Annotated in this window: 26 protein-coding genes; 16 read left to right on the top strand and 10 right to left on the bottom strand. The window is 57.8% G+C overall.

Going from position 1 to position 20501, the window contains the following annotated elements; translation table 11 throughout:
- Positions 1 to 20: 20 nt before the first annotated feature.
- Positions 21 to 737: a hypothetical protein gene (locus SIB38_RS11855; RefSeq protein WP_294113432.1), complete on the bottom strand. Its 717-nt coding sequence runs from the start codon at positions 735 to 737 to the stop codon at positions 21 to 23.
- Between the two features lie 290 nt (positions 738 to 1027).
- Here SIB38_RS11855 and SIB38_RS11850 point away from each other — a divergent pair, with 290 nt between their 5' ends.
- The 6 genes from SIB38_RS11850 (at position 1028) to SIB38_RS11825 (ending at position 5387) form a co-directional block, all read left to right on the top strand.
- The gene (locus SIB38_RS11850) at positions 1028 to 1783 is read left to right on the top strand and encodes an SDR family oxidoreductase (RefSeq protein ID WP_294113434.1); all 756 of its coding nucleotides are present in this window, start codon (positions 1028 to 1030) and stop codon (positions 1781 to 1783) included.
- Positions 1784 to 1840: 57 nt separating this feature from the next.
- A complete protein-coding gene (locus SIB38_RS11845; RefSeq protein ID WP_294113436.1) occupies positions 1841 to 2350 on the top strand; it encodes a hypothetical protein in 510 nt (169 codons plus the stop codon).
- A gap of 6 nt (positions 2351 to 2356) precedes the next feature.
- Positions 2357 to 2977 (top strand): hypothetical protein, encoded by a 621-nt coding sequence (locus tag SIB38_RS11840; protein ID WP_294113437.1) that lies wholly within the window; start codon positions 2357 to 2359, stop codon positions 2975 to 2977.
- 84 nt (positions 2978 to 3061) lie between these two features.
- Complete coding sequence (locus SIB38_RS11835; RefSeq protein ID WP_294113439.1) at positions 3062 to 3784, top strand: hypothetical protein; 723 nt, start codon at positions 3062 to 3064, stop codon at positions 3782 to 3784.
- A gap of 177 nt (positions 3785 to 3961) precedes the next feature.
- Complete coding sequence (locus tag SIB38_RS11830) at positions 3962 to 4837, top strand: TIGR01459 family HAD-type hydrolase (RefSeq protein ID WP_294113440.1); 876 nt, start codon at positions 3962 to 3964, stop codon at positions 4835 to 4837.
- Between the two features lie 106 nt (positions 4838 to 4943).
- Complete coding sequence (locus tag SIB38_RS11825) at positions 4944 to 5387, top strand: MaoC family dehydratase (protein ID WP_294113442.1); 444 nt, start codon at positions 4944 to 4946, stop codon at positions 5385 to 5387.
- Between the two features lie 64 nt (positions 5388 to 5451).
- On the opposite strand, the gene SIB38_RS11820 is transcribed toward SIB38_RS11825, so the two are convergent.
- Positions 5452 to 6222: a nuclear transport factor 2 family protein gene (locus tag SIB38_RS11820; RefSeq protein ID WP_412550213.1), complete on the bottom strand. Its 771-nt coding sequence runs from the start codon at positions 6220 to 6222 to the stop codon at positions 5452 to 5454.
- A gap of 94 nt (positions 6223 to 6316) precedes the next feature.
- Here SIB38_RS11820 and SIB38_RS11815 point away from each other — a divergent pair, with 94 nt between their 5' ends.
- From SIB38_RS11815 to SIB38_RS11790, 6 genes are all read left to right on the top strand, one after another.
- Complete coding sequence (locus tag SIB38_RS11815; RefSeq protein WP_412550212.1) at positions 6317 to 6682, top strand: winged helix-turn-helix transcriptional regulator; 366 nt, start codon at positions 6317 to 6319, stop codon at positions 6680 to 6682.
- Positions 6683 to 6734: 52 nt separating this feature from the next.
- Positions 6735 to 7667 carry a bifunctional riboflavin kinase/FAD synthetase gene (locus SIB38_RS11810; protein ID WP_294113447.1) on the top strand — a complete coding sequence of 311 codons (933 nt, stop codon included), beginning with the start codon at positions 6735 to 6737 and terminating at the stop codon, positions 7665 to 7667.
- On the top strand, positions 7664 to 8140 hold the full coding sequence (locus tag SIB38_RS11805; protein ID WP_412550211.1) for a YcgN family cysteine cluster protein: 477 nt from the start codon (positions 7664 to 7666) through the stop codon (positions 8138 to 8140). The genes SIB38_RS11810 and SIB38_RS11805 overlap by 4 nt, the downstream gene beginning before the upstream one ends.
- Positions 8140 to 9189: a threonine aldolase family protein gene (locus SIB38_RS11800; protein WP_412550210.1), complete on the top strand. Its 1050-nt coding sequence runs from the start codon at positions 8140 to 8142 to the stop codon at positions 9187 to 9189. Before SIB38_RS11805 ends, SIB38_RS11800 begins: the two co-directional genes overlap by 1 nt.
- Positions 9190 to 9193: 4 nt before the next feature.
- On the top strand, positions 9194 to 9412 hold the full coding sequence (locus tag SIB38_RS11795; protein ID WP_412550209.1) for a DUF6500 family protein: 219 nt from the start codon (positions 9194 to 9196) through the stop codon (positions 9410 to 9412).
- Positions 9413 to 9529: 117 nt separating this feature from the next.
- Complete coding sequence (locus SIB38_RS11790; RefSeq protein WP_412550208.1) at positions 9530 to 10213, top strand: hypothetical protein; 684 nt, start codon at positions 9530 to 9532, stop codon at positions 10211 to 10213.
- Positions 10214 to 10379: 166 nt separating this feature from the next.
- Here SIB38_RS11790 and SIB38_RS11785 read toward each other — a convergent pair whose 3' ends face one another.
- The 3 genes from SIB38_RS11785 to SIB38_RS11775 are packed head-to-tail and all read right to left on the bottom strand — an operon-like array spanning position 10380 to position 12463.
- Positions 10380 to 11012 (bottom strand): hypothetical protein, encoded by a 633-nt coding sequence (locus SIB38_RS11785; RefSeq protein ID WP_294113454.1) that lies wholly within the window; start codon positions 11010 to 11012, stop codon positions 10380 to 10382.
- 31 nt (positions 11013 to 11043) lie between these two features.
- Entirely contained in the window at positions 11044 to 11847 is an 804-nt protein-coding gene (locus tag SIB38_RS11780) for an alpha/beta fold hydrolase (RefSeq protein ID WP_412550206.1), read from the bottom strand.
- A 16-nt stretch (positions 11848 to 11863) separates the two neighbouring features.
- On the bottom strand, positions 11864 to 12463 hold the full coding sequence (locus SIB38_RS11775; RefSeq protein WP_294113458.1) for a 2-hydroxychromene-2-carboxylate isomerase: 600 nt from the start codon (positions 12461 to 12463) through the stop codon (positions 11864 to 11866).
- 107 nt (positions 12464 to 12570) lie between these two features.
- On the opposite strand from SIB38_RS11775, the gene SIB38_RS11770 reads away from it, so the two are divergent.
- Entirely contained in the window at positions 12571 to 13587 is a 1017-nt protein-coding gene (locus SIB38_RS11770) for a ribose-phosphate pyrophosphokinase (protein ID WP_294113459.1), read from the top strand.
- A gap of 162 nt (positions 13588 to 13749) precedes the next feature.
- Here the strand turns inward: SIB38_RS11770 and SIB38_RS11765 are convergent, their stop codons facing one another.
- Together SIB38_RS11765 and SIB38_RS11760 are read right to left on the bottom strand one after the other, a co-directional pair.
- Positions 13750 to 14208 (bottom strand): helix-turn-helix transcriptional regulator, encoded by a 459-nt coding sequence (locus SIB38_RS11765; protein ID WP_294114097.1) that lies wholly within the window; start codon positions 14206 to 14208, stop codon positions 13750 to 13752.
- Between the two features lie 334 nt (positions 14209 to 14542).
- Entirely contained in the window at positions 14543 to 15352 is an 810-nt protein-coding gene (locus tag SIB38_RS11760; RefSeq protein WP_412550205.1) for a ferredoxin--NADP reductase, read from the bottom strand.
- 128 nt (positions 15353 to 15480) lie between these two features.
- Here SIB38_RS11760 and SIB38_RS11755 point away from each other — a divergent pair, with 128 nt between their 5' ends.
- Both SIB38_RS11755 and fdxA read left to right on the top strand, forming a co-directional pair.
- The gene (locus SIB38_RS11755; protein WP_294113463.1) at positions 15481 to 16173 is read left to right on the top strand and encodes a nitroreductase family protein; all 693 of its coding nucleotides are present in this window, start codon (positions 15481 to 15483) and stop codon (positions 16171 to 16173) included.
- A gap of 64 nt (positions 16174 to 16237) precedes the next feature.
- A complete protein-coding gene (gene fdxA, locus SIB38_RS11750) occupies positions 16238 to 16618 on the top strand; it encodes a ferredoxin FdxA (protein ID WP_294113465.1) in 381 nt (126 codons plus the stop codon).
- A gap of 303 nt (positions 16619 to 16921) precedes the next feature.
- Here the strand turns inward: fdxA and SIB38_RS11745 are convergent, their stop codons facing one another.
- Positions 16922 to 17725: a hypothetical protein gene (locus SIB38_RS11745; protein WP_412550204.1), complete on the bottom strand. Its 804-nt coding sequence runs from the start codon at positions 17723 to 17725 to the stop codon at positions 16922 to 16924.
- 398 nt (positions 17726 to 18123) lie between these two features.
- On the opposite strand from SIB38_RS11745, the gene SIB38_RS11740 reads away from it, so the two are divergent.
- The gene (locus tag SIB38_RS11740; protein ID WP_412550203.1) at positions 18124 to 18888 is read left to right on the top strand and encodes a hypothetical protein; all 765 of its coding nucleotides are present in this window, start codon (positions 18124 to 18126) and stop codon (positions 18886 to 18888) included.
- Between the two features lie 100 nt (positions 18889 to 18988).
- Here SIB38_RS11740 and SIB38_RS11735 read toward each other — a convergent pair whose 3' ends face one another.
- Together SIB38_RS11735 and SIB38_RS11730 are read right to left on the bottom strand one after the other, a co-directional pair.
- Positions 18989 to 20203 (bottom strand): CobW family GTP-binding protein, encoded by a 1215-nt coding sequence (locus SIB38_RS11735; protein WP_294113471.1) that lies wholly within the window; start codon positions 20201 to 20203, stop codon positions 18989 to 18991.
- The gene (locus tag SIB38_RS11730; RefSeq protein WP_294113472.1) at positions 20200 to 20415 is read right to left on the bottom strand and encodes a hypothetical protein; all 216 of its coding nucleotides are present in this window, start codon (positions 20413 to 20415) and stop codon (positions 20200 to 20202) included. Before SIB38_RS11730 ends, SIB38_RS11735 begins: the two co-directional genes overlap by 4 nt.
- Positions 20416 to 20501 lie beyond the last annotated feature (86 nt).

The raw sequence follows: 20501 nt of genomic DNA, 5'->3' as shown, positions 1-20501 counted from the left end.
TTTTGCTTTCCAGAGGCACCTCAGGACGCACATCGGGGTGGTTCATATCCCGCAAGCATGGTCTGCAAATACGCCACGCGGCTTGGAATTGTCACACTCACCTGCTGCTCAACGCGCTTGGGCAACCGCCCCGGGTGATACATCATCGTCCACACAAACAGCGCGCTCTCTGCAATGTCTTCCTTATGGGCATGTCGCGCGGCATAGCGCGTCACAAAATCCCCGTCCGCCTTTTGTGCCGCCTTCCACTTTCGCTTCTTTGCATGCCTCAAGTCAAAAGCGACATGCGCTGTCTCATGAAACACGGTCTCGTCCAGATCATGTTCCGCCAAACGCCGCGCCATCAGCCCGTCATACAGCGTAAAGAACCGCCCCCGATCTTCCGCCCAAGCGGCCCCGTCTCCGTCTAGGATATTCACATAGCTCAGGGTTTTCCGCATTTGCTCCGGAAGCCGGGACACAGACGCCGCCGCCTGTTGCGCCCGCTTTGTCGGGTTTGACACCCCAGGATGCACGTTGATGCGCAGGGCTTGTCCCGGATACCGCACCTCAAAATGCAGCGCCCCGTCGACAAACAACCTATCGCTGCGGGGATCATACATTTCCGTCCGACCGCCGTTCCCGCCCTTGATGGACCAGCAAGCGCCAGGGTCATTCGCCCGAATAAAATCCAGGTTGTTGGAGGCCACCGAGTTTTCATACAGCGGCTTGGCCCACACACCCGACGGCAAACACATCAAAACCAACACGGATAAAATAGCTTTCAAAACACCGCCTCACTTCGCAGACACACGTACACTTCCGGCTTTAAACTAACCACTTTGCATTGACGCAAGTCCGCAAAACCCGAAGCGCACAACCCAGCGGGCCATTTACTTTCTCATTCCTCCAATATCCCGGGGTGAATGCGCCAAAGGCGCAGAGGGGCTGGCCCCGCCCTTCTCCCTCTAGACAGGCCCACCCGCTTCGGGTTATTTGAACACACGTTCATTTATCGACCTAGACGTCTCACTGGGAGGAGCCGCCAATGAAACTTGATCAAACCTGCGCCGTGATCACCGGGGGCGCGTCCGGTCTGGGCGAAGCCACCGCCCGCCACTTTGCCGCCAACGGCGCCAAGGTGGCCCTGTTTGACCTCAATGAAGAGCGCGGCACAGAGATCGCAGCGGAACTCGGCGGCACCTTCCACAAGGTAGACGTGACCGATGAGGACAGCGCCGCCGCAGGCATCCAGGCCGCCAAAGCGGCCATGGGCAAAATCACCGCCGCGGTGAACTGCGCCGGCATCGCCCCTGCCGCCACCACCATTGGCAAAAACGGTCCGCACCCGCTGCACACCTTCCAGAAAACCATCGACATCAACCTCGTGGGCTCCTTCAACGTCGCCCGCCTCGCAGCCGAGGTGATTGCGGAAAACGAAGCCGAAGCAGACGGCGCGCGCGGCGTGATCATCAACACCGCCTCTATTGCGGCCATGGACGGCCAACGCGGTCAGGCGGCCTATGCCGCCTCCAAAGGCGGCATCGTTGGCCTCTCTCTGCCCATGGCGCGCGATCTGGCCCGCTCTGGCATCCGTGTCATGGCCATCGCACCGGGCATCTTCCTGACACCAATGCTGCAAGGCCTGCCACAAGAGGTGCAGGACCAACTCGCCGCCGACGTGACCTGCCCCAAACGTCTGGGCGATCCATCCGAGTACGCCCGCCTCGCAGGCTTTATCGTGGAAAACGGCTACCTCAACGGCGAAGTCATCCGCATCGACGGCGCCCTGCGCATGCAATAACAAGCCCCTATCGCTGACTGTCCCCCGTTGCTAGGCTGTCTGGAAACGGGGGACATCATGCTCAAATCCGTCACTTTCAGCCTCGCGCTGTTTTGCGCCTCTGCCCAAGTAAGCTCCGCTCAAGACTGGGCCTTCTACTATGGGCCGGATTTTGAAGCCTCCGCCAAAGAGAGCTACGCGCACCTCAACGCGGGGCCGAACTACCTGCAAGTACACGCCTATGGGGAGCGGGGCACCATCGCCCTAAGCACCACGATTGACGCGTTTGAGACCGGCAACAAGGTTCCTGAGCGGCTTCAGACAAACCCAACGATCACCTTCAATGTCATCGGACCCGTCCCGCGCTACAGCCGCGATATCCGCCCGGATCAATATGTCTGGGAACACCGTGACGACCAAAACAACACGCTGATCGTTTTCCTCCTCACCAGAGACGACATGGCGGCTTTGATCGACAGCGATGCGGTGTTTGTGAACTTTGACGGGCTACAGTTCCGCTTCGGCTCAAACGGTGCGGACACGGCTCTGCGTCAGTTGGTCAACACGCTGATCGAAGCCTACAACTAACACGCCATGCCCCGCCAAAACCGTGTCCAACCTAACGGCCAAATCCTCGCCCACCCCACGCGCGGGGCCTTCCTGGGCAACCGGGGCATTCTGCACGACGACAAGGCACACCAGCACGGCCAACTGCCTCACCGCCGATGGCGCCACAAGGCTTGGGTCTGCTGCGTGTTGTCTTTCAAAAACCGCCAGCGCCACCTCATGGCGCCCAACCGCTACACCGAACTGTTTTTCTATGATGAAGCCGTCGCGCTTGCCGCCGGTCATCGTCCCTGCGCCGAATGCCGCCGCGCCGATCACAAGGCCTTCTTTGCCGCCGCCGACCACTCTGGCAGCGCCCCGGCTTTCGACGACAAGCTTCACGCCGCCCGCGCCATCCCGCGCATCTACGGCCAAAACCGGCCCCTCGAAGACATAGCCGACCTGCCAGACGCCACCTTTATCCTGACAGACACCGGTCGCCCCGCTTTGCTACTCGAGGACATGGCGCTGCCCTTCACGCCAAACGGCTACACCGCCCCCCTCAAACGACCACAAGGCAGGTATCCAGTGCTCACTCCGGCGCCCACGCGCATCGCCCTACGCAACGGTTTCCACCCCACGCTCCGCCTGCCCACCCCGCTGGCCTAAGCGCAAAACCACCGCGCTGTTGACAAACTTCCGCCGCCAAGTGCCTTTAGGTGCAGGCAAAACACCTCCAACGCGGACACCCAAATGAGCTTTCCCGATCTGTTTGACCACTTTGACCACGTCTACATCGTGAACCTGCCTTATCGGGACGACCGCCGCCGCGAGACCATTGCCGACTTTGCCCGCGTCGGTATGACTATCCCTAATGAGCACATCACCTTCTTTGAGGCCTCCCGCCCGACGGAGAAAGGCGAATTCCCGTCCATTGGCTCTCTCGGCAACTTCCTCTCGCAAACCCGCGTGCTGGCGGATGCCTTGGAGAAAGGCTATGAGCGCATCCTAATCTGCGAGGACGACCTAGAGCTCAACGAGCTGCCAGACACCACCGTCGCCAAAGTGCTCTCAGATTTGAAAACCACCCACTGGTCCGTCGCCGCCCTTGGCTATCTGGAACCCGAAACCCCGCCAACCGACACCGTTGGCCTCAGCGAATGGACCGGCGGCACCCGTGGCACGCAATTCTGGGCCATCCAGGGCGACAGCATCCGGGCCTTCCATGACTACCTCGAACTGGTGCGCTCCCGCCCTTCCGGCCATCCCGAAGGCGGCTCGATGTTCTTTGACGGCGCTTTCAACATGGTCCGCACCATTGTGCCCGGCACCACCTTCCGCCTCGCCACGCCCTGCCTTGCCGGCCAACGCAGCTCGCGCACCGACATTCACGACCTGAGATTCTACGACCGCGTCGAACCCTTCCGCAGCATCGTGGGCGCCCTACGCAAAGTGATGAACCGCGCCAAAGGTTAATTTCTGCATCGCAGCAATGGTCCCCACCTCCGCAAAACAGTCGCGATACCGACAAGATACCGACGTGGGTTTTGGCCGTTAACTGCTGCACCGCAGCACATCGCCCACCGGAATCGCTGGCACTCTGGAAATGCCCCTGCCATACCTTGCGCAACACTTCACGCGCAGGACTGACACATGACCCAGATCGTTTCCTCACTCGCCGAGATTTCCGACAATTACAAAGCGCTGTTTGTCGACCTCTGGGGCTGCGTACACAACGGCGTCACCGCCTATCCAGAGGCCGTCGCTGCCCTGCAAGCCTACCGCGCCAAAGGCGGTATTGTGGTGCTGGTCACCAACTCTCCCAAACCCCGTGCTGGCGTGGCAGAACAGCTTGGCTCCTTTGGCGTGCCCGATGATGCCTATGACACCATCGCCACCTCTGGGGACAGCGCCCGCTCGGCCATGTTCAACGGCGCCGTGGGCGAAAAAGTCTACTTCATGGGTGAATGGGAACGCGATACGGGCTTCTTCCAACCCCTTGAAATCCTTGACAACCCTGTCGACATTCAACGGGTACCGCTGTCTGAGGCCGAAGGCATTGTCTGCTGCGGCCCCTTTGACACCATGGCGGACCCGGACGTGAACCGTGCCGACTTCCTCTATGCCAAGACCAAAGGCATGAAGCTCTTATGCGCCAACCCAGACATCGTGGTGGATCGCGGAGAGGTGCGCGAATGGTGCGCCGGGGCGCTGGCCAAACTCTACACCGAGATGGGCGGCGAAAGCCTGTACTTCGGCAAACCCCACCCCCCCATCTACGACCTCGCCCGCCGCCGGCTGTCAGCCCTGGGTGTGACCATCGCAGACGAAGACATCCTCGCCATCGGCGACGGCCCCCACACCGACATCTCCGGCGCCATGGGGGAAAACATCGATTCGCTCTTCATCACCGGCGGCCTCGCTGCAGCAGAGACAAAAACCGCCCACCAACCAGATGAAGCCGCATTAACGAATTACCTCGCAGAACAGCAGGTCACCCCACAATTTGCGATTGGCAAACTGCGTTAACACAAAAGCGCTTGATTTTTCTGCAACTGCAAAGTAACAATATTGCCAATCAAGCGCATTGAGCGTTATTTAGTTGCACAGCCAGTCCAGAAAATCGGAGGGCCAAATGTTGGACAACCTGCCCCGCGGCACAATTTTTATCGAAGACCTCGAAATCGGCATGACCCGCTATGTGCGCAAAACCGTGACCGATCAGGACATCGAGATGTTTGCCGCCGTGTCCACCGACCACAATCCGGTGCACCTGGACGAAGAGTATGCCCGGGACACGATGTTTGGCGGCCGCATTGCCCACGGCATGCTGACCGCGGGTCTGATCTCTGCAGTCATCGGCGAGCAACTGCCCGGCCACGGCACCATCTACATGGGCCAGTCGTTGAAGTTCCTCGCCCCTGTGCGCCCCGATGACACCGTGGTGGCCTCCGTGACCGTGACCGACATCGACATGGGCAAACGCCGCGTGAAACTCGATTGCGCCTGCATGGTCGAAGGCAAGAAAGTCCTCGCCGGCGAAGCCACCGTGCTCGCGCCGTCACGCAAGCTGGACTGATCCCCCCAACCGAAAAACTCCTCCAAACTCAAAGGGCGGTGCCAAATGCACCGCCCTTTTTGCTTTAGAACTTGCCGTTCTCATGCGCCATTTCCGCCGGGATTTCGCTCACCGTGTCCCAGTGCTCCACGATCTTGCCATCCTCAACACGGAACAGATCAAAAAACGCGGTGTGCGCCTCGCCCAGCACGCCCTCTGACGCAGCAAAGACAAAATTGCCTTCTGCCACAAGCATATGCGTCGTGTCATAGCGCATCTCGATGCCAGCCTCCGCCATCATCTGCAGCGCGCCACCAAGGCCTTCCAAGCCATCTGCAATCTGCGGATTGTGCTGCAAATACGTCTCCGTGGAAATGTAGTTGGCGATGTTCTCAGGGGCCTTCCCGTGCAAAACATCACTCACAAACGCACTCACCAGCGACTTGTTCTCCGCCGTCTTGTCCCGGTCCACAATCTCCGTCGCCCCATCGGTCATGGTCCGGCCCGACGGGTTCGGCCCCGCCAGGGGCTGCAGGTTGTCCCAATGTTCCACCACTTTGCCATCCGCCACCCGGAACACATCAAACGCCACCAGCGTCTCCGCCCCAAAGGCCTGCGCATTGTCAAAAGTGTTGTGCATCACCACCAGATCGCCCTCGGTGATCACCCGATGCGTGGTCGCGGTCATGCCGCTCTGCTGGATCACCGGCACAAAGCCCACAATCGCCGCCGCCCCGGTGGGCACAGCCGGATTGTGCTGAATGTAGTCTGGCGCCAACAGCACGCTGGCCGCCTCAGGATCAAACTGGATGAAAAGCGCGGAGAACGCGTTCAGCACGGTTTCAGTGATGGTCATTTTGGTCAGCCTCTCGAATCAGCTTGTTGCATGTATAGCTGTACGGTATGAATTTTGCACCAAGTATCAATTACGCACCTCAAAGGAACCAGGTATGGTCAAAGTAACCGCCCACACCAAAGAAGAGGCCGAAAACTGCCCGGTCCGCTCTGTCCTGACCAAAGTCACGGCGAAGTGGAACCTGTTGATTTTGCTCACTTTAGAGGACGGGGAACTGCGCTTTGGCGAACTCAAACGCGCCATTGGCGACGTCACTCAGCGCGTGCTCACCGAGAACCTACGCCTTTTGGAACGCGACGGCCACCTGACCCGCACCGTGCACCCCGGCCCGCCCTTGGCGGTCTACTACGCCTTAACCGAGCAGGGCTTTGACCTTTTGCGTGTGCTCAAACCGCTGGTTGGCTGGGCGGCGCAGAACTTTGGCGACATCTCCGAAGCCCGCGCCCGCGCCGCCGAGTAACGCCGCGCCGTCCTCTCTTGCGCCTGACCATTCAAGGGGCTAACCCTGCCACATGCAGATCATTCGCGACTATCAGTTTGTAACCCCTAAAGATCGCGGCGCCAGCGTCGCGATTGGCAATTTTGACGGCGTGCATGTGGGCCACCAATCGGTGATCGACTTGGCGCTCAAAGCCGCACCGGATGCGCCTTTGGGCATCATGACGTTTGAGCCGCACCCGCGCGAGTATTTCGCGCCGGATGCCCCGCCCTTCCGCCTCGCCAGCGCCGAGACCCGCGCGCACCGCTTGGAAAAACTCGGCGTGGAAAAACTCTATGAGCTGCCGTTCAACACCGCACTGTCCAGCCTCACGCCAGAAGAATTTGCCCGCGACGTGATCGCCGAAGGCCTCGGCCTCGCCCATGTGGTGGTTGGCGCCGATTTCTGCTTCGGCAAAGGCCGCAAAGGCACCGCTGACGACCTCGTTGCTTATGGCGAAACCTACGGCTTTGGCGTCACCATCGCGCCGCTGGTGCAAGGCGGCGACGGTCAAGTCTCATCCACCTCCATCCGCCAGGCACTCTCCGACGGCCGCCCGCGCGATGCGGCCAACATGCTGGGCCACTGGCACCGAATTGACGGCCCGGTGATTGGCGGCGAACAACGCGGCCGCGAGCTTGGTTTCCCAACTGCCAATATGTCTATCGTCGGCCTGCACCAACCCAAATACGGCGTTTATGCCGTGTTGGTCGACGTGCTCGATGGCCCACATCAAGGCAGCTATCACGGCGCCGCCTCCATCGGCACCCGCCCAATGTTTGGCGAAAACAAAGCCAACATCGAGACCTACCTCTTTGATTTCTCAGGCGATCTCTACGGCCACACGTTGTCCGTTGGCCTCGTCGACTACCTGCGCCCGGAACTCAAATTCGACAGCCTCGACGCCCTCATAACCCAAATGGGCGCAGACTGCGACCAAGCCAGAGCGCTGTTAAACGCCTTATGAGCAGCCAGGACGTCATAGCCCGCCACGGCCTCGCCAAACGTTTCTGGGAAAAAAAGCCGCTCGCCAAACTCACCAAGGTTGAATGGGAAGCTCTCTGTGACGGCTGCGGCAAATGCTGCCTCAACAAGCTCGAAGACGAAGACACCGGCGAGGTCGCGCTGACCTGCGTCGCCTGTCGCCTTCTAGATGACGAAACAGGCCTGTGCAGCCAATACGAAATCCGCCATCAGTTTGTGCCCGAATGCATTGTCATGACCCCGGACAACATCGACGATCACGCCTATTGGCTGCCGCAAACCTGCGCCTATCGCCTGCTTTGGGCAGGCAAACCGCTGTATGACTGGCACCCGCTGATCTCTGGCCGCCAAAACAGCGTTTTTGAGGCAGGCGTCTCCATGCGCCACCGCACCGTATCCGAATTCGACACCCCGCTGGAGCAGTGGGAAGACTTTATCATCGAGGAGCCCTCCTAATGCACTTTGCCTCTGACAACTCCGGCGCCGCACTGCCCGAGGTCCTCGCCGCCATCACCAAAGCCAACGAAGGCTACGCCATGGGCTATGGCGACGACGTGGAAATGGCGCAGGTCACCGCCAAAATCCGCGAGATTTTTGAGGCCCCAGAGGCCGCCGTCTATCTGGTCTCCACCGGCACCACGGCAAATTCACTGGCGCTCGCAACCCTTTGTGATCCTTGGCAAACCATCTTCTGCTCGGAAGTGGCCCACATCCACAAAGACGAGTGCAACGCGCCCGAGTTTTACACCGGCGGGGCCAAGCTCACATTGGCGGCAGACAAAGACGTCGACAAAATGACGCCCGCCTCCCTGCGCGCCGCCATCGAAGGCGAAGAGACCCGCGGTGTGCACGGCCCGCAACGCGGCCCTGTGTCGATCACGCAGGTCACCGAATATGGCACCGTCTACACGCTGGCCGAACTCACGGCCCTTTGTGATGTCGCCAAATCCTATGACCTGCCCATGCATCTGGACGGCGCGCGCTTCACCAACGCCATGGTTGCGCTAGGCTGCACGCCTGCAGAAATGACCTGGAAAGCCGGTGTCGACGCGGTCAGCTTCGGCGGCACCAAAAACGGCTGCATGGGTGTCGAAGCGGTTATCTTCTTTGATCCCAAACATGCCTGGGAATTTGAACTGCGTCGTAAACGCGGCGGCCACCTGTTCTCCAAACACCGCTACCTCTCCGCGCAAATGCTCGGTTACTTGCAAGACGACGTTTGGATCGAAGCCGCCACCAAAGCCAACGCCAACGCCGCCCATCTCGCGGGCGGATTGCGCGCAATTGGGGCCACCTTCAAATACCCGCCACAGGCCAACATGATGTTTGTCGCCCTGCCCCGCGCCACTCACAAACGCCTGCTGGACGCCGGCGCGGTCTACCACCTCTGGGACGGCACGCTAGAAGGTGACGACGCCGAGATGGTCACCGCGCGTTTGGTTTGCGACTGGTCTCTCAGCAAAGAGTTGATCGACCAATTCCTCGATCTGGCAGCGGGCAAGTAATCCGGTGAGAGACACCCTACGCGCCAAAGCGGTTCAGATCTGCAACGACAAAATCGCCAAGAAAGGCGAGACCGTCGGCCTGTCCTTCTACGCCTTCTTTGCCAACAAGAACAACAACCCGGACCTGCTGATGGAAGCTGCCACATGGTGGATCCAAACCCATGAGCTCGATCACTTTGAGAAAGCCGTGAAGGTCCGGGAAATGATTTTGGCGGGCAAATAGCTCTAAAATGCCAATGCTATGCCTTGGCAGCGCCCCACTGACCGAAAGACCTTGCACGCGTGCATTGCGCCAACCCGAAGAATGATACATTCTCGGTCCGTCTTAGATGCGGGTACCATGAAAAAAGTCCATTCAATGTTCGCGGCTTTGGTTGCAGGCCTATTTTTACTTCCGAGTGCACTTTTTGCGGGGTTCGAAAATTGTGGAATACAATATCAAAAATTGAACTGGGCTGGGCGGCAAGTCGACAAGTTCACGACAGTTATTGCTCCTGTGAAATCAGGCGAAGTGGCCGTATTTGATCGTGCGCAGTTACGCTGCAACGGCAACAACGTTTCAGACGAACTAAGCATCCACATTTCGCGGTCGGGAAGCACTGAGATTGAGCGGCTGGACGCATCTCTCAAGCGACATGGGTTTAAATTTGAGTCTGAATACTCCGGCTCACGAATTGCTTTTCCACCCAACTGGAACTCCGATGGTCAGGGGCGCCACGATGCAATTGCGTGCCTATCCATGAAAAATGAGTTCTTCTTGGACCAACTTGGGCATCAAACCTTTTGTGGCGCATCTGATGTGGTGATTGCTTTCGAGCTTTTATCCTCCCGAAGAAACGAAAGCGACGCATGCTCCATAGTTGCGAAGTTTCACTCACAAAACGCCTACGTCTGGATCTTGGCTTCACAAGTGGAGCAAACAGCATGCAACAAAATGACGAAGCATGCGTTTTTCTTTCACGTTACAGATACCCTCCGGCTATTTCGCTTTTTAGACGCGCGCTACGGAGCAGAAACGCTGTAGCCTAACGAATGAATAGGCAGAAGTTGCTCGCTTCCCAAAAGCTAGACAGCTACGTCAGAAACCATCCGCCGCACCCTAGCCCCGGCCCCACAGGGCGGGTGCTTCGCCTCCTGCCCCGCAGTTCATGCGCGGTCATCGTTCGCGCAGAACCGCCGATTTCAAATTTTCAGTGCAACATGGCTTTTTCGCACTTTTTGAAATCAAACAGCTTCGCATAGCCGCCCTCGCATAACGCTTGCTTCAGTGAGTCAGAAAAGAATAGTGATCTGTCGAGCCACTTGTCCGACCAAAAATCCAACCCTTCTGTCTTTGAAGGCAATACAGCAATGTCGCCATCCTGAAGCGTGTACGGCATTTTCCATTTGGCTTCCGGCGAAGGCTCGGACTGACTGCGGTGTTTGTAGCGTTCCCTTACGTTTTGACACTGTTCCGGTACAAATGCTTCAACATCTTCTCTGACGCCAAGAATATAGAGGTTTGGAACGACCAAAGTTATTCGATCATGCAGGTACAGATTTGCGGGATACATCTTCGCAATCCCTAAGTTGTACGAGGCAAAAACACTGTGGAGATTTTCCGAGATTTTGATGCCACCTGGCCCGAAGAATATATCAGGAACACCCTTCTCAAAAAATGCATCGCGATACTTCCCATACAAACGAAAAGGCAAGTCCTCAGAGCGAACCGCACGCCCTTTCGCTTTGGCTCGCCAGCCCGGCTCTTCTCGGTCGATTTCAATCCCCACGAGCAAGTCAGAGTTGTTCGCTATCGCCGAAATCCAAATATCACCTTCTGCCACTACTCTTTACTCCAATACCCCTGCGAAAAACTTAGCCAAGACTTTCAACCATCCGCCGCACCTCAGCCGCCACCACATCCGCATGCGTGATCGCGCCCATATGCCCGGCACCCGCCACGGTCACCCGCCGCCCATTCTGCACCGCACTGGCAACGCCATCACAGACCGGCTTCATGATCGCAGGGCTCTCCGCCCCGTCCATCACCACCACCGGCACCGCAATCTCGCCAAGGCGCGGCATGATGTTGCCAACGTCGTCCAGCACATCCTGCTGGCTGGCCACAACAAACGGCACCTGCCGCGTGAAGGTCGCGCGGGTCTCTTCCGGCAGCGCCTCCCACGGCGTGCCATCGCCCCATTCCTCCACAAACATGCGCACCGCCGCCTCGGCGTCACCGGCGTCGTTTAAGGCAAACACCTGCCCCATATGCGCATCGTTCTTGGCCACTTCCTCCGGTGCAGACTCTTTGGCCGCCAACATCGTCACCGGCTCAAACAACGACAGGGATCGCACCAGATCCGGCCGCTCAATCGCCAGCCGCAGCCCCAACAGACCGCCATAAGAATGCCCAATCACATCCACCGGTCCGTCCAGCCGCGCCAGAATGGCCTCCAGCATGGTCTGCCCGGTCAGCGTGCCCGGCACATAGTCCGCACTGCGCCCATGGCCCGGCATGTCCGGCGTCTGAAGGGTCAACAGATCGCCCAGCGCCGCGCCAATACCACGAAAGGCGCCTGAGTGCCCCAGATTGCAATGCAGCGCCAACGCCGCACGCGGCCCCTGCCCCAACACGCGCCAATGCATGTCAGGCGTCTTTCTGCTGTCCAATGCCATGGTCCTTAAAGTGTCCTTACAACTCACCCGCCAAATGCGCGTCCAAATCGTCCAACCGGTCCTGCCCCCAGAACCGCGCCCCATCATCGGTTACGTAGAACGGCGCGCCAAAGGCCCCCGCTTCCACCGCCTCATCCAGGTTGCGGGCATAGGTCTCCGCCCCCACCAGCAAACCGCTGTCCGCCAGCGCCGGATCAAACCCGGCCTCAACCAGACAGGCGCGGATCACATCATCCTGCGCAATGTCCTTCTCCTCAGCCCAGCACGCCCGCGTGAACCCATGCGCCAAAGCGCCCAGGTCGCCACCGCCGGCATTGGCCGCCGCGATAAAGGCATAAGAGGATGGCGCCATATTGGTCGGCCAATGCGCCGGATGCAGATTGAACTCCATGCCCAACTTCTTAGCCTGCCGCACCAATTCCTGCGCCCGGTATTCCTGACGGCTGACGTGACGTTCTTTGGGCGGCGTGCCGCCTGTGCGGCCAAACAGCGCAATGATGTCCAGCGGTTTGTAGACAATCTCAGCCCCGTGTTTGGCCGCAATCGCCTCCAACCGGGTGCCCGCAAGATAGGTATACGGAGAAATTGTCGAGAAATAATAGGTGATCGTGGCCATTTCTGCCTCCCTGATGGCGCGCTTTGCTTTGCGAGACGTTAGGGCCATGTTAAGGCAAGCGCAACGTCACGAATCTGTCACCAAAGCCACCTGGGGATTACCGCGCTATGGCCACCATTCTTGAACCCAAACTGATCACTGGCAACGCCAACAAACCGCTTGCCAGCGCCATCGCGCGGCGAATGTCGATGCACCGGGGCAGCAACGTCAATCTGATCGACGCCCGTGTAGAGCGCTTCAACGACGCTGAAATCTTTGTCGAAGTCTACGACAACGTGCGCGGCGAAGACATGTTCATCATCCAGTCGACCTCCAACCCGGCGAACGACAACCTGATGGAATTGTTGATCATGTCCGACGCCCTGCGCCGCTCCTCGGCCAGCCGCATCACCGCTGTGATCCCCTACTTCGGCTACGCCCGTCAGGACCGCCGCACCAAGGCCCGCACCCCGATCACTGCCAAGCTGGTCGCCAACATGATGGTCGAAGCCGGCATCGAGCGCATCCTGACCATGGATCTGCACGCCGCACAAATCCAAGGCTTCTTCGACATTCCGGTCGACAACCTCTACGCCTCGCCTGTGTTTGCGCTCGACATCAAAGCGCAGTTCAAAGAGAACCTGTCTGACGTGATGATCATCTCTCCGGACGTGGGCGGCGTGGCCCGCGCGCGCGAGCTGGCAAAACGCATCAACGCGCCGCTGGCCATCGTGGACAAACGCCGCGAGAAGCCGGGCGAGATTGCTGAGATGACCGTGATCGGCGACGTCAAAGGCAAAAAATGTATCATCGTGGACGACATCTGCGACACCGCCGGCACGCTTTGTAAAGCCGCCGAAGTTCTGATCGAGCACGGCGCCACCGAGGTGCACAGCTACATCTCCCACGGCGTTCTGTCCGGCCCGGCGATTGAGCGCATCACCAACTCAGTGATGAAATCGCTGGTCATCACCGACAGCATCGAGCCCACTGAGGCCGTCAAAGGCGCCGCCAACATCCGCATCGTGCCCACCGCCCCGATGTTTGCCCAGGCAATCCTCAACACCGCTAACGGCACGTCCGTGAGCTCCTTGTTTGAAACCGAGACGCTGGAACCTGCCTACGAAGGCCTGTTCAAAGCCTGATCTGAGCGGATCAATTGAGAGATTTGGAAAGCCCCGACGGTTGCGTCGGGGCTTTTTTGTGGCGTGTACCTGCCAGTGTACGCTCCAAGGTCACCTCGCGTGACGCACTCAGACCTGCCCGCCAGGTCACCTCGCCCACAACATTGCCCCGCGCTGCACCTATCAATAACTTGCCATTAGCTGACGCAGCGAGGTGACGTTCATACGTTTGTAGGCTTTTTTGCGGTGGGTGATAATGGTCGTTTCCGCCACGCCAAGCAGCTCCGCGGACTCTTTTGCCGTCCGGCCTTTGATCGCCATCGCAGCAACCTCGCGCTCACGCGGGGTGAGATCTGGATAGGTGAGCGCCAGCCGGGCCTGAATATCATTCTCCATCCAAACACCATCTCTCAAAGAAAAGGCGACATGCCGTTCCGTCAAAGCCAACAACAGCCGCAGCAGCGCCTGAATTTTTCCGCTGTCCGGATTGTCGAATGGGCCGCTTTCTTCACTTGAATACATACTGACAGAGAGCCCATAGTCCGCTGTACGCCGGACAATGGACACGCGCTCTGAAATTCCCGGCAGATCATAACAATCCCGCCGGTAAGTGAACGAGAAGATATCTTTGGCGGTTTGCACCGTCAAAAAGTCGCCGTGTCCGTGAGAACCGCAAAGGAGTTGCGTATTTCCGTCTTCTTGGACGTGGCGCCGATACCCTTTTGCGGCTTGGGTTGCGCGCCGCTGCCCCAAACGACAAGCTGTGCCAATCAGAAGCGGCGCATCCCGGTCTCCTTGACAAAACAGCGACACAAAATCCGCGCCACAAACCTCGCTCGCAACCCCCATGACCGCCTGAGTGAAGCTCTCAGACCCAACGGCCTGAGACAGCGGAATGACCTGATCGACACCCAAACTCAGTTCGGCAAAGGGTGGCTGCAGCTTTTGCTGTTTCAATCGAATTCCATCCCTTGATTTACCCGGCGAATGCCTTTTCGATCACAAACTGTCCCGGCTTGGAGTTTGATCCTTCAAGAAACCCATGCTCTTCGCAAAGGCCTTTGAGAGTGTCCAGCATCGCCATCGACCCACAGATCATCACCCGATCGGTTTCCGGCGTCAAATCCCCGCCGCTCATCTGTGCAAGCCGACCGTCTTTGATCCAGTCATCGATACGGCCCGTATTTTTGTAGATCTCCCGGGTTGCCGACGGGTGATGATACAGCATCCCATCGGCCAGATCGCCCAGATAGTCATGGCTGTGAACCGACTGCACCAAGTCAATGCCGTATTGCAACTCTGCCACGTTTCGGCAGCTATGCAGCAGGTGGACCTGGTCAAATTTTTCATACACCTCGGGATCTCGAATGACGCTCGCAAACGGCGCGATTCCCGTCCCGGTGGACAGCAAAAACAGTCGCTTTCCCGGCAGCAACGCATCAAACACAAGCGTGCCAACTGGTTTGGGACGGATCAAAATTTGATCGCCAATTTGAATGTTCTGCAGCTTAGACGTCAGAGGGCCATCAGGCACTTTGATTGAATAGAATTCCAGATGCTCCTCCCAGTTGGCTGAGGCAATGGAATAGGCGCGCACCAGTGGTTTGCCATCAATCATCAAACCAATCATGGCAAATTCACCGGAGCGAAACCGAAACCCCGCCGGGCGCTGTGTTGTGAAGGAAAATAGGCGATCCGTGTAATGTTGCACCGACAGGACATCCAATGTGACAAAGCCCTTTGGCACCTCCGTTGCTAACCTTGCTCCTCCAACGATCTGATCCATTTTGCGCTCCGTTACTATTGAGTTTGGTGGAACGAACACTTTTTGGATCAGAGTCAGCAATCCTCATCAATGAGGAATGAAATGACCGAAGTACCGGCGGTATTCTATCCCCAGCAAAGGAGACGCCAATGTTCGCACGCGATCACATAGAATACCAACCTGCCGACCTGCCAGACCGGATGGATTACTCAGCCGAGAAAAGCCTCAAAGAGGCAAAGGCCTTTTATGACAGAATGAAACGACGTCACACGGTGCGTGATTACTCCGACACCCCGGTATCCCGAGAAGTGATCGAGGAATGCATCCGTACCGCAGGCACGGCGCCATCGGGGGCGAACCACCAGCCGTGGCATTTTGTGGCGATTTCCGATCCTGCGTTTAAGAAACGTGTCCGCGAAGCCGCCGAGGAAGAAGAGCGCCGGTTTTATGAGGGGGGCGCCGGCGACGAATGGCTCAAAGCGCTCGAACCGATTGGCACCAATGATCACAAACCCCATCTGGAGGAGGCGCCGTGGCTCATCGTGGTGTTTGCGCAGCGCTGGGGCCATTTTGACGATGGCACCCGTTTCAAGAACTACTATGTCCCTGAAAGCACCGGAATTTCCTGTGGATTCTTGCTGGCGGCGTTGCACCATGCAGGCTTGGTCACCCTGACTCACACCCCAAACCCCATGCGGTTTTTAAACAAGATGTTGGGGCGGCCAGAGAGCGAAAAACCGATTATGATTGTGGCTGTGGGACATGCAGCAAAGGACGCAAAGGTGCCCGCCGTCGCCAAGATGAAAAAGCCGCTCGACGAAATCCTGACCGTCGCGGACTAACCCACCCCACTTTAAAAACCACAAAACGGCGAGCCATTGGGCTCGCCGAATGGAGAAATGTGTCTTGGCCTATGTTGTCACCGAAAACTGTATCGCATGTAAGTACACGGACTGCGTGGACGTCTGCCCGGTAGACTGTTTTCACGAGGGTGACACCATGCTGGTCATCCACCCCGACCACTGCATTGACTGCGGTGTGTGCGAACCTGAATGCCCGGCAGGCGCAATCCAACCCGACACCGAACCTGACAGTCAAAAATGGGTTGATTTCAACCGAGGCCTGGCCAACCAATGGCCGGTCATTACGGACCGCAAAGATCCCTTGCCCCATGCAGAGGAGATGGATGGCTTGCCAGGAAAACTCACACATCTTAAGTCCTCCGAGCCTCTAAGGGCCTGGGTAAAAACCAACGCGCCAACCCTTTGGCTTGAGGCTGCGGAGTAAACCCGTTGTGGGTATTTGGGGCAAGGCACCACTTGCGCCAACGGCAGCTCTGTGAGCGCGCTGTTTGAAACAGAGACGCTGAAACCTGCCTACGAAGGCCTGTTCAAAGCCTGATCTGAGCGGATTAGTTGAGAGATTTAGAAAGCCCCGGCGGAGACGTCGGGGCTTTTTCAGTTAACGGATGGACGGAGTCACGAAAACCTCGGCTCCAGTCTTATTTTCAAAGCCGCTATGACACAAAATCAAAATCGGACCTGTCCAGGATGCCTCCTGGCGTAGGAACCCAGCACCCTGTGCCCTGGCCTAAGGCCTCAGCGGCATAACCGTTTCAAAGTCATAGTACTCCATTGGGCGCTCATACGGTTCCTCTCGAAGGAAATCCGTTATCTCTAGAAGTCCTGTGATGCCTTGACTTTTCATCTCATGGAAAAGTTCTCGCCCTATTATTGGGAGGTCTTGTTTTTTATTGATCACGAAAATCGGGTACTGCTTGGCGCAGTCAACTATGGATGGAGAGTTTTTAAAAGCAGTCCAGAGTTTTGTACTTAGGATGCCATATCTATCTTGAGGTATTCTTTCTAATTTTTCTGGCAAAGGCCCCTCATAGCTAAATGTATTGCGCACATAGGCCATAAAGTACTTCTTTCCAAGGGGCTTTTGACTTTCCGCAGATACGAAGCTCACTGGAGCAAAATCGCACACACTAGGCGCAAACTTGCAAATTAAATCGCGTACCTTCTCGGAGACGGTCAAGTACTTGAAAACCATAACATCTGGAAGTAATTCAGCCTCTTTTTCGAGTATCGAATAATCCGGATAAAACTCACTCATGAACATTGGATTCATTGTGACCTCGCCTCGAATCCAATTCCCGGACTTGTCTTCAGTTGGGAGTGGCCGCCAATGAACGCCTGCACGTTCGTCTATCACACGCGCCTCTTTTGTGGGCGCAAATCGTAGACTGCGAAAATCCCCGACGACGGAGCGCTCAAAGCGACGAACTAACCCGCTGGAAAGAAAGAGTGCATAAAACGGCGCCTCTGTCCGGATCTCCGGCTCCACCAAATCTGCTGCGGATTTGATCAGAGTGTTTGTGTTTTCTGCCATGTCTCTTGCTCGTTCGATGAAGGTCTTATGCACCGCACTCATTATCCCTTTAGGAGATAGCTTGGAAGGTCACGATGCGCCCATTGATTGAATTCCTGCGCTGCAAGTCGGATTGGTCATTGCAAGGGTCAGGCCGCGCGGCCAATCAATGACAAACGGAGCGCGCGCGACAACAGGTTGGTAGACCTTATGGTACCCGCATTATCAGGTAGTCACGCGCCGCCGCCCCTCCCTCCTATTGAACATGCTCCTGTAGCAATGCCCTTCTAGGCACCGTTTGACCATGTCGACAGAGCACAACTCTTGGAACGCCTGCCTCCCTCCCCCAGTAAACCCTTTATCAAGCCTCTTTCTGCATAGTCCGCGTGAAACACCTCGCCAGCAGAAAGCCGGTTCCTATGTCGATTGCCTCCTCTTTGCGTCTAACGCTTCTCTCTGTCAGCCTCATGGCGACCCAAGCGCAGGCCAATAGCGTCTCCCTAATTCAGAACGGTTTCTTCGCACAGCGCGCCTCTTTCAACGACACGCCCGCCCGCACCCCACAACAGCCTGCCCTCGCGCAACCAACGGACGCCGATACCAGCCGCGGCGCATTGGCCTTGCGCCCTGGCGCCGCCAGTCTGTTCCGCGGCCGTGCCACCGGCGGTCTCTTTGCGCCGGTGTTGAGGCAGGTCCTCCCATCCGCTGCCAAGCAACTGATGACCCTGATTGCCGGCGCGGAAGCGGGCAAGGCTGGCTATGACGCGGTGCAATATGGCGCCCGCATCAAGCCCGCCGCGCCGCCCACCAAAATGACCATCGCCGAGATCTATCAGTGGATCGACAACACCCCGGGCCAGCCCCATGCGATTGGCCGCTATCAGTTCATCCCCGCCACCTTGCGCCGCCTTGTGCGTCATCAGGAGGTGCCGCACGACAAGCTGTTCAGCCCTGAGATCCAGGACCAGCTGGCCCACCAGTTGCTGGAAGAGGCCGGGCTCAGCGATTTCCAAGCGGCCGAGATGTCGCGCGCGACTTTTATGCTAAACTTGGCCAAAATCTGGGCTGGGCTGCCCACAGCGACCGGCAAATCCTACTACGAAGGCTATGCCGGCAACAAAGCGGTCTACACCTGGGACTATTTCGACAGTCACTTCAAAAAGATTTTTCCGACCAGCGGCTAAATCGGTTCCGCAGATAGTGGTGTGAATTGTCCGTGGCCGTCTCGCAACACACACCTCAGAGGAGGAGTACCACCTTCACAGAGCGGCACCTCATTTGCCCTTACTCCAACCCCACCAGCGCCTTTGGCCACGGGTCTTCAAACACCGCCCCGGCTTTCCATGCCTGCACTTCCTCCGGCGTGCAGAAACATTCCCGAACCGCCTCAGCAAACGCGTCCAATCCGTCCCGATCCCCAATCACGGTCAGGCGGCAATGGCGGTCGCCAAACTCTGGAGATTGTCCTTCCAACCGCCGCCGCATCTCCGCGCGTTCTTCTGGCAGCAAATTCAGGCTGTCATCCTCCAGCGTTGCGATCTTCCAATAGTTGACCACTTCCAACCCCACGCTGCCCGCCGTTTGGTTCCACAACAGTTGCAACTTGTCCCGAGACGGCAACCAAAAGAACCCTTTGCTGCGGTAAATCCCGGTGCCAAGGTAGTGGTTATACACCTGCCACAGCCGCTGCGGATGAAACGGGCGCGGATCAGAAATCACCACGCTGTCGATATGATAATCAGACGCCTCCGCCATCGAGCTGGTGTCGTGTTCTTTGCCCCAGTCCCTTAGCTCCGCGCCCAGCTGTGCCACTCGGTCATGATCATAGGGCGGCATCGCCAGCACATCTTGCAGCCGGATATTGCCCCACTGCATGCCCATGACGTCTGCGCCCCGATTGATGGGATGGATCGCCTCGGCAATCGTGCGCAGCACCGTGCTGTCCACCCGATCCATCTTGCTCAGCAGAATGCGGTTGGAAAACATGATCTGCTCGGCCAGCAAGTTCTCAATCCCCCGACGACCCGCCGCCAGGTTCTGTGAGGCTTGTGGCACAATTGCCCGACCAAAATCATGATCCTGCGCCAGAGTCAGGCTGTCCACCACGGACAGAAACCCGTGCAACCTCAGCCCCTTATGCGCACGAATGGCCTCCAGAAGCGGCCAAGGATGGGTGCTGCCAGAGGTCTCAATCAACACATGGCTGACCCCGGCCTCTGTGACCTGCGCCACAGCTTGGGCAAATTTCTCAAGCCCCTGTGCCCCGCTGATGCTGCCTGCGGGAATGGACACGAACCGCGCGTCCTGACGCGACAGCACCTCGCTCGTGTCCAAAATGGAGCCATCCACATCCAGCTGGCTCATCTCATTGACAATCACCCCCAGCCGCACATCCGGCAGCGACCGAGCTTGCACCAAAAGGCTTTGCAATAACGTGGTCTTCCCTGCCCCCAGAAACCCGTTGAGCACCGTAACTTGCAAAGGTTGCGCCTGTGTCATGTGGTCAATCGGTCCTGTGCTTGTTTGAACCACGCCAGCGTCCGCGCGTGGTGCATCTTGCCCCACCGATCGATGAACTTCTGGGTGTGGAAATCGTTGGCATCGCCACGCGCTTTGATGCGCTCAGCCACATATTCTGGGGTCAGTGGAATGCCACATTTGACAGTGATGCAATGTTCCCACTCTTCATAAGTCTGCGGTATCAATGACATAAGCTCTCGTTTGGTTGCGGGACGCAGTGCCCTGTGAAACAGGACTGGCTGGGCGCCACATGGCAAATGATCCGCAAGCCCGCGCG

This window comes from Shimia sp. MIT910701 (genome assembly GCF_047126315.1).
Taxonomy (GTDB): Bacteria; Pseudomonadota; Alphaproteobacteria; order Rhodobacterales; family Rhodobacteraceae; genus Shimia.
This window is presented reverse-complemented; position numbering and strand designations above follow the sequence as displayed.

Bases quoted from the DNA above. Each gene is read 5' to 3' on its own strand.
- SIB38_RS11855 (WP_294113432.1), bottom strand. From the start codon at position 737: ATGTGTTTGCCGTCGGGTGTGTGGGCCAAGCCGCTGTATGAAAACTCG.
- SIB38_RS11850 (WP_294113434.1), top strand. From the start codon at position 1,028: ATGAAACTTGATCAAACCTGCGCCGTGATCACCGGGGGCGCGTCCGGT.
- SIB38_RS11845 (WP_294113436.1), top strand. From the start codon at position 1,841: ATGCTCAAATCCGTCACTTTCAGCCTCGCGCTGTTTTGCGCCTCTGCC.
- SIB38_RS11840 (WP_294113437.1), top strand. From the start codon at position 2,357: ATGCCCCGCCAAAACCGTGTCCAACCTAACGGCCAAATCCTCGCCCAC.
- SIB38_RS11835 (WP_294113439.1), top strand. From the start codon at position 3,062: ATGAGCTTTCCCGATCTGTTTGACCACTTTGACCACGTCTACATCGTG.
- SIB38_RS11830 (WP_294113440.1), top strand. From the start codon at position 3,962: ATGACCCAGATCGTTTCCTCACTCGCCGAGATTTCCGACAATTACAAA.
- SIB38_RS11825 (WP_294113442.1), top strand. From the start codon at position 4,944: ATGTTGGACAACCTGCCCCGCGGCACAATTTTTATCGAAGACCTCGAA.
- SIB38_RS11820 (WP_412550213.1), bottom strand. From the start codon at position 6,222: ATGACCATCACTGAAACCGTGCTGAACGCGTTCTCCGCGCTTTTCATC.
- SIB38_RS11815 (WP_412550212.1), top strand. From the start codon at position 6,317: ATGGTCAAAGTAACCGCCCACACCAAAGAAGAGGCCGAAAACTGCCCG.
- SIB38_RS11810 (WP_294113447.1), top strand. From the start codon at position 6,735: ATGCAGATCATTCGCGACTATCAGTTTGTAACCCCTAAAGATCGCGGC.
- SIB38_RS11805 (WP_412550211.1), top strand. From the start codon at position 7,664: ATGAGCAGCCAGGACGTCATAGCCCGCCACGGCCTCGCCAAACGTTTC.
- SIB38_RS11800 (WP_412550210.1), top strand. From the start codon at position 8,140: ATGCACTTTGCCTCTGACAACTCCGGCGCCGCACTGCCCGAGGTCCTC.
- SIB38_RS11790 (WP_412550208.1), top strand. From the start codon at position 9,530: ATGAAAAAAGTCCATTCAATGTTCGCGGCTTTGGTTGCAGGCCTATTT.
- SIB38_RS11780 (WP_412550206.1), bottom strand. From the start codon at position 11,847: ATGGCATTGGACAGCAGAAAGACGCCTGACATGCATTGGCGCGTGTTG.
- SIB38_RS11775 (WP_294113458.1), bottom strand. From the start codon at position 12,463: ATGGCCACGATCACCTATTATTTCTCGACAATTTCTCCGTATACCTAT.
- SIB38_RS11770 (WP_294113459.1), top strand. From the start codon at position 12,571: ATGGCCACCATTCTTGAACCCAAACTGATCACTGGCAACGCCAACAAA.
- SIB38_RS11760 (WP_412550205.1), bottom strand. From the start codon at position 15,352: ATGGATCAGATCGTTGGAGGAGCAAGGTTAGCAACGGAGGTGCCAAAG.
- SIB38_RS11755 (WP_294113463.1), top strand. From the start codon at position 15,481: ATGTTCGCACGCGATCACATAGAATACCAACCTGCCGACCTGCCAGAC.
- SIB38_RS11745 (WP_412550204.1), bottom strand. From the start codon at position 17,725: ATGGCAGAAAACACAAACACTCTGATCAAATCCGCAGCAGATTTGGTG.
- SIB38_RS11740 (WP_412550203.1), top strand. From the start codon at position 18,124: ATGTCGATTGCCTCCTCTTTGCGTCTAACGCTTCTCTCTGTCAGCCTC.
- SIB38_RS11735 (WP_294113471.1), bottom strand. From the start codon at position 20,203: ATGACACAGGCGCAACCTTTGCAAGTTACGGTGCTCAACGGGTTTCTG.
- SIB38_RS11730 (WP_294113472.1), bottom strand. From the start codon at position 20,415: ATGTCATTGATACCGCAGACTTATGAAGAGTGGGAACATTGCATCACT.